Below are 12881 nucleotides of genomic sequence, written 5' to 3'. Positions count from 1 at the left end.
GACGGGCCCGGCCCCGCCGGGGAGGGATCCCCGTGCGGAGCCGGGCGGCGGGTCAGCTGACGCCCTGTGCGAACCGGAAGAACCGGTAGGGGTCGTACTTGTTCTTGATCCGGGCCAGCCGCGCGTAGTTCTCGGCGTAGTAGGAGCGCCGCCAGTCCGGCAGGCGCGGGTCGATGAAGTTCTGGTAGGTCTCGCCGTTGGAGTAGGGGTCGATCACCGCGAAGCCGTCGTCGACGTACTCCCATGCGGCCGCCTTGGCCTCCTCCGAGACCGGTGCGGCGGCGTTCGAGGTGAGGTAGCTGACCGAGAAGAGGCTGTCGCGGTGGACGTAGGCGGTCGCGTCCCGGGCCACGGTGTTGGCCCGGCCGCCGAGGGCGGAGATCTGCAGTTGGCGCATCTGCCCGGCGAACCGGTTCGCGTTGAACGTCTCCAGTGCCTCGGCCCAGCCCTCGCGCGGCATCGTCCGCTCGAACAGGCGGCTGCGCCAGGCGCCGAACGCCGGGCGCTGGATCTTCCCGTCGGGGGAGGTGTCGGCGCGGTGGCACTGCTGCGCCGTGAGGTCGGAGCACTGGTACAGCGACATCAGGACGGACTTGTACGGGGCGGCGAACTTCTGCTGGTACACCGGGGGCCGGCCGACCAGCGAGATCAGCCGGGCGATCTCGCCGTCGAACGCCGCGCCGGTGTCCACCGAGCCGAGGAACACCGAGGCGGTCGGCACGGTGCCGGGGCCGGCGTCGGTGAGCGTGACGTTGACACCGCTGCCTATCGTCCAGGGGGCGTCGGGCAGCCACCGGGTCCAGCCGTCCAGCATGTCCAGGGCCCGGTCGAAGGTCCACACCAGGTTGATGGCGGCCACGTCGGTCAGCGGCGAGGGCGTGACCTCGTACGACGTGACGATCCCGAAGTTGCCGCCGCCACCGCCGCGCAGGGCCCAGAACAGGTCGCTGTGGCAGTCCGGCGAGGCGGTGACGATGCGCCCGTCGGCGAGGACCACGCGCGCCGACGTCAGTTTGTCGGAGGCGATGCCGATGCTGCGGGTGAACAGGCCCATGCCGCCGCCCTGGAAGAACCCGCCGGCCGCGACGGTGGGGCAGTACCCGCCGGAGATGCCGAGGCCGGCCGGGGCGAGGGTGTTCGCGATGTCGACGAGCTGGGCGCCGGGCCCCATCCGCACCGAACCGTCGCCGAGCGCCACGGAGTTGAGGCCGGACACGTCGATGACCAGGCCCTGGGTGGTGGAGTAGCCGCCCGCGCTGTGGCCGCCGCTGCGGGCGGCGACGGGTATGCCGTGGGCGTCGGCGAAGCGGATGCAGGCGGAGACGTCGGCGGCGGAGGCGCAGTAGGCGACCGCCCTGGGGCTGGTGGTGTCGAACTGGACCTGGTAGAGCTGCTTGGCCCGCTGGTAGTCCGCGTCGGACGGGAGCACGAGGCGTCCCTGGAGGCGGTCGGCGAGCCGGCTCCACCGGGGGCCGGGGGAACCGGACCTGGCATGTGCGGCGCCGGACAGCGCCGTCGTGGCCAGCGCGACACCGCTGGCGCCGGCGAGGAAGGACCTTCTGTTGATCACGCTGTTTCTTCCGTGTTCGTAGGGGAGTTCGGGCAGGCGGTGCGGGCGGTCACGGGGCCTGGTGGCCCAGCACGAGAGCGAGCGCCTCGGTCAGGGCTCCCGCCGGGTCCGCCTCGGCGCCCGTGGCGCGCCAGGCCACGTGCTGGTCCGGCCGGACCAGCACGGCACCCGTCGCGCCGGTCTCGCGCAGGCGCTGCCAGGCGCCGTCGGCGTCGGTGTACTGCGCGCCCTCGGCGCCGTCGCCGATCCGGACCACGGTCACGGGGACGGAGAGCTTCTCGGCGGCCCGTTCGGCGGCCTCGGTCCACGCGGCCCCGTCCGCGCCGGTGATCAGCACGAAGCCGGTGCCGGAGCCGACCAGGTCGTGGGTGGACAGGCGCCGGCCGTCCCGCTCGACCCAGGCGTGCGGCAGCAGATGCCCGGGGCGGGTGGTGGCCCGGTACTCGTCGCCCAGCGGCGAGCGGGCCGGCGGGCGGCTGCCGTCCGGGACGACCGCGCCCTGCTCGTAGGCGAAGCCGGTCTCCACGCCGAGGGCCTGGCACTCGCCGCGGTGGGTGGCGAAGATCTCCGCCGCCCGGGCGCGCTGCGCGGCACCGACCGGGGTCGGCGAGAAGTAGGAGAAGAACATCGGCGTGCGGCGCTCCGGCGGCACGTGCCGGCCGAGGCCGACGGCGGCGTCGATGACCACCTGGTGGTGCGAGGCGGCGGACATCGCCCAGCCCAGGTTGAACTGGCCGACGGGCCGGCGCTCGGCCTCGTAGGTGTCGAGCAGGCCGTCGCCGGCGCGGCCCGACAGCACCGCGGCGAGCTTCCAGGCGAGGTTGTGCGCGTCCTGGATGCCGCTGTTGAGGCCGAGGCCGACGGCGGGCGGCTGGCGGTGGGCGGCGTCGCCGACGAGGAACGCCCGGCCGTGGCGGTAGCGCTCGGCGAGCACCGCCTCCACGCTCCAGCTGGTCACGTCGTGCAGGGTCAGCTCGAGGTCGGGCAGGCCGAGCACTTCCCGGATGCGGCCGGTGACCGCCTCCTCGTCGGTGCGGTCGATGCCGGCGAGCGGCAGGTGCAGGCCCCACTCCTCGCAGTGCTTGCCCCAGGTCGGGCCCATCTCGATGAGGGCGCTGGACAATTCGGCGCGGTAGGGGTTGAGGAACCAGGTGATGACCGAGCCCTCGGTCCACCACTGCGACAGGTCCGCGGAGAAGTACGCCGTGGTGGCGTCGAACAGGGCGGGCAGGCCCTCCATGCGTATGCCGAGGGCGGGGCCCACGGTGCGGCCGGCGTCCGCCGCGATCACGTACCGCGCGACGACCGTCGTGGTCTCGCCGGTCTCGGTGGAGCGGATCTCGGCGGTGATGCTCTCGCCCCCGGCGTCCTCCGCCAGCGAGACCAGCTCGTGGCCGAACCGGACGCGTCCGGGATTGCGCTCCTCGGCGTGGCGGCGCAGCACCGGTTCGAGGCGCAGCTGCGGCAGCTTGGCCGGCAGCACGGGGCCCGCCGCCTCGTACGTCTCGCGCAGCGCGCCGCCGCCGAAGCCGTCCATCTCATGGATGACCTGCCCGTCCAGCGGGCCCTGGCCGGTGAGGGTGGTCTGCCAGCGGACCTTGCCGAACTGCTCGGGTCCGGCGGCCTGTTCGGCCACGTCGTCCGCCAGGCCGTACTGGCGGAAGATCTCCATGGTGCGCTGGTTGATGTAGTGCGCCTTCGGCAGGCGCGAGGTGTCCGCGCGGCGCTCCACCAGCAGGTGGCCGACGCCGTGACCGGACAGGAAGACGGAGGCGGCCAGGCCGGAGCCGCCGCCGCCGACGATCAGTACCGGAACCTCTACGGTGCTCATGGTTGGTCCTTCCGGAAGAAGTCGAGAAGAGGGGAAAGAGGCGCAGAAGCGAGCGGAGCGGGGAGTGAGGAAAGGGGAGCGGTGAGGCGGCGCGAAGTCACACCGGGTCCGCGAGGGCCCCGTCGGGGAGCTGCATGATCTCCGGCACGCCGGAGCCCCACCGGTAGTAGGACTGGAGCTTGTAGTACTCACCGTCGGGCTGGGAGGCGACGGCGTAGACGAACTTCGTGTCCGGGTCGGCGCGCCGCACGTGCCGCACGAACATCCCGATGCGCTCGTCGAGTTCGACCGGCAGGGACGCCGGGTCCGTCGTCGCCACGGCGAAGCAGATCCGTTCGACGGCCGGGGAGTCCCAGTTGAGGGTCACGTAGACGCCGAAGGCCTGACGGCCGAGCCGGAGCATCTGCTCGCTGGGTTCTGCCTGGTCGATCTCGCGGAGCATGGACCGCACGGACTCCGGGGCGATGCCCCCGGCCGGCGGCTCGCCGAAGTAGATGTTGACGGTGCGGTGGCGGTAGTCGATGCCGAGCAGGCCCACCGTGTCGCCGAGGCCGTGCCGGGCGATGAAGTCGAGGCTCTCACCGAGGCTGCGCGGCATCGACGGGAGCCCGGCGAGCTTCGTGACCTCCTGGAGGGCGGTGCGGGGCAGCACCACCCAGATCTTCTTGAACCCGCCCACGACGCCGAAGTCGATGCCGTAGCCGTCGACGGGGCAGTTGTCGCGCAGGTCCGCGAGCAGCCGGGAGACGGGGTGGTCCGTCTTCTCCAGCAGCCCGTTGTCCACGGCGAGCTGATACGGGTCGAGGTCGTGCGGCACCGTGAACCGGCAGTCCAGCTCGCCCGAGCGGCGCGCGCCGGTCGCCACCCGGAACGCGACCACGGCCTGGGTGAGATCGCCTCCGTACAGGTTCAGGACGCGCAGCACGTCCTCGCGGGCGTACTCCACCTCCAGCAGTCCGGCCGCCTCCTCGATGGCCGAGTAGAGGGCCTGTACCGCGTCTTGTCGAGTGATCGGGGCCGCCTCACTCATGGCAGTCACCATCCTTACGTTTCCTGGCGGCCGGCCTCGGCCGTCCGTCGTGAACAGGGCTCTCACCGCACCGGCCGCCGGCTCGGCACGGGGTCACCGCGGCAGGTCCCTGCGGGGAGTCGTGGCCGCGTGCAGCAGGACCAGCGGGTGGAAGCGGTAGCGGTCCTCGCCGAGGGCGCCGTCGGGCTCCGCGAAGAGCAGTCCGGCGTCGACGAGTTCCTCCAGGGCGCGGGCCGCCTCGGCCTCGGCCAGGCCGGTCACCTCGCCCGCCAGCCGGGCGGTGAAGGGGCCCGGCCCCACCGGGGCGAGCCAGGGCAGCACGGCCGCGGTGCCCGGGGTCAGCCGGATCAGGGCGCGGCCGAGGGTGCGGGACAGGTCGAGGCTGCCGTAGCTCAGGGCGGCGAGCCGGGTGCGCGGGTCGGCGAGCTGGGCGGCGAACCGGGCCACCGTCCGCTGCGGGCGGGCGGCGAGCCGGGCGCCCGCGATCCGCAGCGCGAGGGGCAGCCCGGCGCAGTAGCGCACCAGGTCCCGGACCGCCGCGGGTTCGGCGCGGACACGGTCGGCGCCGGCGGTCTCGGCGAGCAGCGCCACGGCGTCCTCGTCGTCCAGCGGCCCGAGGCTGACGGTGTGGGCGGCGGGCAGGGCCGCCGGCCGCGCCCGGCTGGTGACGAGCAGCGCGTTGTCCGGACCGACGGGCAGCAGCCCGGCCAGCTGCGCGTCGCCCGACGCGTCGTCGAGTACGACGAGCAGCCGGGAGTCCGCGATCCGGGCCCGGTAGCGGCGCACCAGCTCGCTCGGGCCGAGCCGGGCGGTCCGTGCGGGATCCTCGGTCTCGCCCAGTGCGGTGAGCAGCTCCGCGAGCACGGCCGAGGGCGGGCGTGCGGCCCCGTCGGCGTCCTGGAGGTCGGCGTGCACCACGCCGTCCGGGAACGCCTCGGCACAGCCGTGGGCCACCTCGGCGGCCAGGGCCGTCTTGCCGCTGCCGGGCATCCCCGTGACCAGCGCCGCCCTGAGCCGTGCGCCGGGGCCCGAGGGGCGGCGCAGCAGCAGCGACCTGAGCCGGGCCGCCTCGCCGGCGCGGCCGGTGAACGCGGCGGCCCGGGCGGGCAGCAGCATGAGCGGCCGGCGTGGCGGGACGGCGCCCTCGCCGCGCAGCATCCGCAGGTAGGCCTCGCTGAGCTGCTGCCCGGGCACGACGCCGAGCTGCTCGTCGAGGATCCGGCGGCCCTCGCCGTAGACCTGGACGGCCTCGGCCTGCCGGTCGGAGCGGTGCAGTGCGGTGATCAGGTGGGCGCGCAGGTTCTCGTCCATGGGGAAACGGGCCACCAGGGAAAGCAGCTCGGGCACCAGTGAGCGGTGCCGGCCGAGCGACAGGTCGGCCTCGATCCGGCGCTCCAGCGCCTGTGCCCGCAGGAATTCCAGGCGCGGCCGCTCGAACCGCAGAAGGTGCTCGGTCACGTTCTCCAGGGCCTGGCCGCTCCAGCAGTCGAGCGCGTCGCCGAGCAGCCTGCCCGCTTCCTCGAAACGGTTCTCCTCAAGGGCCTGGCGGCCCAGCCGGTCGAGTCGTTCGAAGGAGAAGAGATCGACCTCGGCATCGCGGGCGTCGAGAACATATCCCGGCCCCTTCCGGGTGATGCGCACGCAGTTCCCGAGTGTTTTCCTGAGCCGGGACACATAGGTGTAGATCTGCGCGTTCGACGTGGGCGGCGGTGCGTCTCCCCACAGCGCGGTGCTCAGCCGGCTGTCGGCGACCAGAGCGCCGCGGGCGAGCAGCAGCACCGCGAGCACGGTGTGGATCTTCGCTCCGGACAGCGGGACCGCCACGCCGGCCCGGGCCGCGGAGACCGGGCCGAGCAGCCGGAATTCGAGCGCCCGTGACGCGTCCGCTCCCGGACCATCCTGTCCGGCGGCCCCCTCGGCGGGCCGGAAAGCCACACCAGCAGAGTTCAGCACAGCGCAATCTCCATCCCGCGAAACCTCCGGCGAATTACACTCCAGAACCTTATCCGCGGGCGATTTCCATGCGTTATCGAAGCGATTTCGAGTGCACGAAATAGCAGCGAAATCACATCAATAGCGTGCGCCCCTAGGATGCTTCCAGAAAATCCACCGAGGCGTTTCTGCAGGCTTTTCCGGAAAACGATGAGGAGATTCCTTCATGCGTAAGCCCCGTATGGTCGCAAGTGCGCTCGCCGGTACCGCGCTGCTCTTTCTTCCGCTGCTTCTCGCCGTGGGCGCGGGACAGGGCGCGGGCGATGCGCCCAACGGCGATCTGCCGTGGACGTCGGTCAGCGCGCACGGCAGCGCCGCGGAGAACGATCTGCCCTGGACCTGAGGCGTACCCGGGACACGCGGACAGCGTCAGGGGGAGGGGGAGGGGGAGGGGCGAGGGGGGCGCGCCGGTCAGCGGTCGGCGAGCAGACAGGCCAGCATCGAACCCTCGATGGGCCGGGCCGAGTCGTGCGACTCCAGGACCTCGCGCAGCCGGCCGGCGCGCCGCTCCCACACCGGCGCGTTGAGCGTCTGGAACTCCTCCCGGGCCCAGTCCAGCGGCTCACCCGTACCGGCGCCGCCGCCGATCGCCTCGGCGCAGGCGAGGTGGGTGACGATCCGGGCCTGCAGGAACCGGTCGCCCACCTCTTCGGCGAGGCGCAGTGCCCGCCGCAGGCTGGCGCGGGCCTTGTGCGGCTCGTTCTGCCGCCACTGCGCCTCGCCGAGGGCGCACAGGCCGTGGGCCTCGCCGAGCCGGTCGCCCTGGCCGCGGGTCAGGCCCACCACGTCGTGGCAGATCCGCTCCGCCTGCGCCGACCGGCCCGCCACGAGCAGCGCCTCGGCGAGCCGGTACAGGTTCTGGGTGCGGCTGCGCAGCGAGCCCGCCTCGTAACTGACCTCGATCGCCTGGTTGCTCAGCTCCACGCCGCGCTCGGGGTTGCCCTGCTCGATCTCGATCTGGGCGAGCAGCCCCAGCGCGTGGGAGAGCCCCGAGTTGTCCCCGGCCCGCCTGAACAGCACCAGGGACTCCTCGCAGTAACGGGCCGCTCCGGCCAGGTCCCCGAAGAAGCGGGCGCACACCGCGAGGTTGCGCCGCACGATGGCCCGGCCCTGGGTGTCGTCGCCGCGCTCCAGCTGGGTCAGGGCGGTGAGCAGCAGCTCCCGCGCCTCCTCGTAGCGGCGCTGGTAGATGGCGAGCGTGCCCAGGGAGCGGAGCATGGTGCCCGCCCCGCGGGCGTCACCGGCGCGCCGGGCGCCTTCCAGGGCGCACTCGGCGGTGCGCCGCCAGTCCTCCAGGTAGTTGCGGGTCTCGTAGAACGGAACCGTCCCCACCGCGAGGAGCCAGGCGCGTTCCGCCTGGCCGTCCCGCACCGCCTGCGCCACCAGGGCGCCGAGGGCCTCCCGTTCGCCCTCGAACCACTCGATGGGGTCGGCGACGAGTTCGCTCACCGTCTCGCCCGGGACCGGCCTGGAGTGCGCCGGGCCGCCGTGCGGGGCCTCGCCCTTGCCGTACAGCTGCTCCTGCGCCGCGTACACCAGTGTGAGCACGGTGGTCAGGACCCGTTCCAGGGCCTGCTCACGCTCCTGCGCGCTGTCCTCGGCCAGGCACCGCTCCTGGGCGAACTGCCGCATCAGGTTCTGGAACCGGAAGCGGGTGGCGCCGCCCCGCGCGGGGCCGATCTCCAGGAGCTGCGCGCCGACGAGCTGGTGGAGCAGCTCCTCGGACGCGTCCGGGCCGATGTCGAGGACGGGGGCGCCGATCCAGGCCGGGAAGTCGGGCACCTCCAGCATGCTCAGCTGCCGGTAGAGCCGCGCGGCCTGTACCGACAGGGCCCGGTAGCCGAGCCAGGCGCCCGAGCGCACCCCGCTCTCGCCCGGGCTGAGCACGCTCACGCGCTCGCGGCGGTCCTCCATCTGCGCCGCCATCCGGCGCAGCGACCAGCGGTGGTCGGACAGCAGCCGGGTGGCGACGACCCGCAGGGCCAGCGGCAGCCGGTCGCACAGCTCCACCAGGCGCGTCGCCGCCGCCGGTTCGGCCGCCACCCGGTGTTCGCCGATCGTGGCGGCGAGCAGCTTGAGGGACTCGGCCGGGCTCATGGCACCCAGTTCCAGGCGGGTCACGGCGGACGTCCCGGCGAGCTCGTTCAACGGGTCCCGGCTGGTGACCAGGACCCGGGCGGAGCCGCGGCCGGGCATCAGCGGGCGGATCTGTTCCACCGAGCGGGCGTCGTCGAGGACGACGAGCAGCCGTCTGCCGTCGAGCGTGCTGCGATACAGCGCGGCCCGGTCCTCGAGGCCCGCGGGGATCGAGGTGCCGGGCACGCCGAGCGCTCGCAGCGCCCGCTCCAGAGCGGCCTCGGGTCTGCCGAGGCCGCCGTGCCCGTGCGGGTCCCGGAGGTCCAGGTAGAGCTGGCCGTCGGGGAAGCGCCCCGTGACGCGGTCGGCCCAGTGCAGCGCGAGCGCGCTCTTGCCGACTCCGGCCGGGCCACAGATCGCCGCGATGCGGGCCGAGGTGCCACCGGTGTACCCCGGCGCCGGCGGCACGAGTCGCTGCAGCAGCCCGAGTTCCTCCTCACGGCCCACGAACGGCTCGTGGGACAGGGGGAGTTGCCGGGGCACGGTGACGGGAGCCGGGTCGGGGGCGGCCTCGGGAACCACGGTGTCCGGTGCGGCGGCCGCCTTCGAGGAGGCCCGTCCGTCGCCCTCCAGCACCGTGCGGTGGATGTCCCGCAGTTCCCCGCCCGGCTCGACGCCCAGCTCGGCGACGAGGATGCGGCGCCCCTCGCGGTAGAGGTCCAGCGCCTCGGACCGGCGGCCCGAGAGATGGTAGGCCCGCATGAGGACGGCTCGGGCGTGCTCGCGCAGCGGGTGCTCGGCGACGACCGGGCCCAGGCTCTCCATCACCGACACATAGCGGCCCTGCTGGAGCTGGACGGCGGCGTACTCCTCGATCAGGTTGGTCCTCAGCTCGGAGATCCGGCCCACCGCGCCGCTCAGCGCGCTGCCGTCCATGCCGTCGAGCACCGGTCCCGACCACAGCGCGAGCGCGTCCTCGAAGTGGGCCGCCGCCTCGTTCGCCTCCCCGGCCTCGGCGGCGGCGCGGGCGGCCGCGGCCGACTCGTACAGGTCGGCCACGTCGACGTAGTGGCCCTCCCGGTGCAGCACATAGCCGGGCAGCATCGTCTCGATGAGGCCGTCCACGCCCGCCTCGTCGCGGAACGTCTTGCGCAGCGCGGAGACGCAGATGGCGATCTGGTTGCGGGCGGTGGCGGGCGGACCGCTGTGCCAGACGGCGTCCGCGAGCGCGTCCACGGAGACCGCGCGTCCGGGAGTGAGCAGCAGCACCGCCAGCACCGTGCGCTGCCGTGCGCTGCGCAGCAGCAGTGGCCGTCCGTCCACACTCACCTTGAGCGGGCCCAGCACCTGGAACGACAATCGGGGCGCCACACCGCCTCCTCCCAGGACTGCGCACGCCCCGCCCCCCGCGAAGACATTGCGCAAACATTGTGTGGAGTACTTCTGGGCCTGACAACACAGTTCCGCACCAACTCACTCTACGTATCGGTAACTTCGCCGCCTTCCTGCGGATCCCGGGGATGACGCCACGTTCCGTCACCGGCCGTCCGCTGGCTGTCCGTCATCTGGCGTAGGCTCCTCAGCCGGTCCTCGATCTCCCTGCCCACCCGGTCACCTGCCCGGCCGTTGGCCAGCACGACCAGGCCGCGGCCCGCGCGCAGCCGGAGCACCGACGCGGCGTAATGGCCGGGCGGGGCCGCCTCGTGCCGGAACTCCGTGTCGGAACCGAGGACACCGGCCGCCGTGGCCGGGCCGAGAGCACCGTCCGGACCCGCGGCCAGCAGACGGGCCGCGGTGTCCCGGCCGAGCAGAGCCAGCGGGGCGCCGAGCACGCAGCGCCGGAGCTCCAGCGCCACCTCGGCCAGGTCGGCGGCGGTGGTCCACAGCTCGGCCGGATCCGCGGCCCGGCGGGCGCCGTCGAGCGCGCGACCGCCGGCGTCATGGCCCACCCGGGCCGCCGGGGCGCCGGTCCGTCCGCCGGTACGGGACGGGGGCCCGCCGAAACAGCTGTCGTCCAGGCCGAGCGGCCCGAGCACCAGACGCCGCATCAGCGGGCCGAACGCCTCGCCCGTGGCGTCCTCCAGCAGCGCGGGCAGCAGCCCGGCATCCGCGTCGGCACGGCGGGGGCCCAGCAGATCCGCCAGGGTGACCGGCGGGCCCCCGGCGCGGCCGACCCCGGCGTCCGGCGCCAGCAGCCCCTCGTCCACCAGGCGCAGCGCGCCCAGGGCCGCGACGTGCCGGCTCAGCCTCCCCACCGGGAAGGCGGTGCGCGGGGTGATCGACCGGCCCGCGCCGTCGCTGCCCGCGGCCTCGACCGCCACTAAACCGCCGTCCTCCAGTACGGCGACACAGGCGCCCGGCACCCGGTGCGCCGCGAGCAGTTCCGCGAGATCGCGACCGCCCGGAAACGTGCGGGGCCCCGGCGCGGCCCGCGCGCCGGAGCCGTCCGGTCCGCCCCGCGCGCCGGAGCCGTCCGGTCCGCCCCGCGCGTGCGGCCCGGGCAGCGCCGCCCGCTCCACCCGTCCGTCGGCGTCACGCGGCACCTCGTCGAGGAGGGTGAGGCTCGCGGGGACCAGGTGTCCGGGCAGCCGCCGCCCGCAATGGGCCGCCAGCGCCGTCGCGTCCAGGCCCTGCGCGCCGGGGCGCGGTACCACATAGGCGGCCAGCCGGACATCGCCCGGCGCGGACTGCACGCCGATGACGACGGCCTCCCCGACGCTCGGGTGGTCGTGGAGCGCCTCCTCGGTCTCCGCCGGGTCGGCCCGGTGGCCGCGCACCCACAGCTGCCGGTCGGTACGGCCGAGCAGCCGCACCTCTCCCGACGCCGTCCGGCGCGCGAGCTGCCCGGTGCGGTGCATCCGCGTCCCCGCCGGACCGTAGGGGTCGGGCACGAACCGCTGCGCCGTCAGCGCCGCCCGGTCCACATAGCCGCGGGCGACGCCCGCACCGGCCACGTACAGCTCGCCCACCGCACCGTCCGGGACCGGCAGACAGGCGTCGTCGAGCACCCGCAGCCGCGCGTCCGCGCCGGGGGCGGGGAAGGTGCCGTACGACGTCTCGGCCGTCCCGCACACGGTGCGCAGCCGGCCGGGGCCGAGCAGTCCGGCGAGCCGCGCCGCGGCCGGCCCGGGCGCCCCGCCCGCGACCACGAACGTCCCGGCCAGCGCCGCGCTCCCCGCCTCCCCCAACTGACGTACGAGCAACTCCAGCTGGCCCGGCGTCAGGACCAGGAACGCGAACGGGCCGGCGGCCGCGAGCCGCTCTCCCAGCTCCGCCAGATCCAGGCTCCGCGGCGCGAGCAGCACCCGCTGTCCGGCCCACAGCGGCGCCCACATGCCCGCCGCCGCCAGCTCGGAGGCGACCGACGCGAACACCGCCGTACCACCACCGGCACCGGTCAACTCCCCGGCCGCCGACGACACATGGTCCGCCAGGCCACGATGCGTGACCGCCACGGCGAGCGGCCGGCCGGCCGCCGCGGGCACCTGCGTCACATACGCCACGTCCTCCGGATCCGGGGCCCCGCCGAGCGCCTCCTGCGAGTGCCGGGCGAGCGCGCCGCACACCTCGGGATCGTCCACGTACCGGACCTTCCCCGCGAACCCGTCGAGGCCATGGGCGACTTCGGTGACCAGGACCCGCGCCCCCGAGGCGGCGAGCAGCGCGCGCAGCCGGGCCGGCGGGAACTCCGGATCCAGCGGCAGACACCCGGCCCCCGCCTTCCACGCGCCGAGCGTCACCGCGTGCAGCTCGGCCCTTCGCCCGAGCAGCACCCCCACCAGCGCACCGCGCCCCACCCCCAGCGACCGCAGATACCGGGCCCAGCGGTTCGACAACGCGTCGAGCCCCGCGAAGGACAGCGCGAACCCCTCACCCTGCACGGCCGCCGCCCCCGGCACCCGGCGCGCCTGCCGCCCCACGACCCCCGCGACGCAGACACCCCCCGCGCTCACCCCCTCCGCCGTACGACGGCGCAGCCCCGCCGGACGCAGATCGGACCACACCTCCTGCACCCGGGCCAGGCACCGCTCCCGCGTCCCGCTGGTCCCCTCGGAGCGCCAGCCGGCGGGCAGTTCACGACCGGTCCACCAGATCGAGTACTGCCCCTCGCCGTTGAGCACGACGCGCCACTGAGCGCGGCCGGCGGACTGTGGTTCGGACAAGGCTGCTCCTGTCGGGTCCATGGGGCGTGCCCTGGGTCAAAAGGGTCGGGTCCACCGTGCCCGCACGTGCCATACGCGACCTATGCGCGCACTGCAGCCCCCGCCGGCGACGCTCCGCCGGGCACCGGCCGTGCCTACCTCCGCCGCTCCGCGCAGCTCATCGACGGCAGCCAAGAGATCACCAACCACCGGAAGAGGATCACGGGCTCTACTGCATTC

At 74.3% G+C, this 12881-nt stretch carries 7 protein-coding genes; 1 reads left to right on the top strand and 6 read right to left on the bottom strand.

Annotated features, from left to right (window positions below):
- Nucleotides 1-52: 52 nt before the first annotated feature.
- The 4 genes from FHS34_RS26350 to FHS34_RS26335 form a co-directional block, all read right to left on the bottom strand.
- Nucleotides 53-1570 carry an FAD-binding oxidoreductase gene (locus FHS34_RS26350; RefSeq protein WP_184969759.1) on the bottom strand — a complete coding sequence of 506 codons (1518 nt, stop codon included), beginning with the start codon at nucleotides 1568-1570 and terminating at the stop codon, nucleotides 53-55.
- 49 nt (nucleotides 1571-1619) lie between these two features.
- Nucleotides 1620-3401: an FAD-dependent monooxygenase gene (locus FHS34_RS26345; RefSeq protein ID WP_184969757.1), complete on the bottom strand. Its 1782-nt coding sequence runs from the start codon at nucleotides 3399-3401 to the stop codon at nucleotides 1620-1622.
- Between the two features lie 97 nt (nucleotides 3402-3498).
- Complete coding sequence (locus FHS34_RS26340) at nucleotides 3499-4431, bottom strand: aromatic prenyltransferase (RefSeq protein ID WP_184969755.1); 933 nt, start codon at nucleotides 4429-4431, stop codon at nucleotides 3499-3501.
- 93 nt (nucleotides 4432-4524) lie between these two features.
- Nucleotides 4525-6366, bottom strand: a complete 1842-nt coding sequence (locus tag FHS34_RS26335; RefSeq protein WP_184969753.1) for an AfsR/SARP family transcriptional regulator — start codon at nucleotides 6364-6366, stop codon at nucleotides 4525-4527.
- 223 nt (nucleotides 6367-6589) lie between these two features.
- Here FHS34_RS26335 and FHS34_RS26330 point away from each other — a divergent pair, with 223 nt between their 5' ends.
- Entirely contained in the window at nucleotides 6590-6766 is a 177-nt protein-coding gene (locus FHS34_RS26330) for a hypothetical protein (RefSeq protein ID WP_184969751.1), read from the top strand.
- Nucleotides 6767-6834: 68 nt separating this feature from the next.
- Here the strand turns inward: FHS34_RS26330 and FHS34_RS26325 are convergent, their stop codons facing one another.
- A complete protein-coding gene (locus FHS34_RS26325) occupies nucleotides 6835-9870 on the bottom strand; it encodes an AfsR/SARP family transcriptional regulator (protein ID WP_225817627.1) in 3036 nt (1011 codons plus the stop codon).
- Between the two features lie 107 nt (nucleotides 9871-9977).
- Nucleotides 9978-12662 (bottom strand): AMP-binding protein, encoded by a 2685-nt coding sequence (locus FHS34_RS26320; RefSeq protein ID WP_184969749.1) that lies wholly within the window; start codon nucleotides 12660-12662, stop codon nucleotides 9978-9980.
- Nucleotides 12663-12881: the final 219 nt, after the last annotated feature.

The organism is Streptomyces echinatus, assembly GCF_014203595.1.
Lineage (GTDB): Bacteria > Actinomycetota > Actinomycetes > Streptomycetales > Streptomycetaceae > Streptomyces > Streptomyces echinatus.
This window is presented reverse-complemented; position numbering and strand designations above follow the sequence as displayed.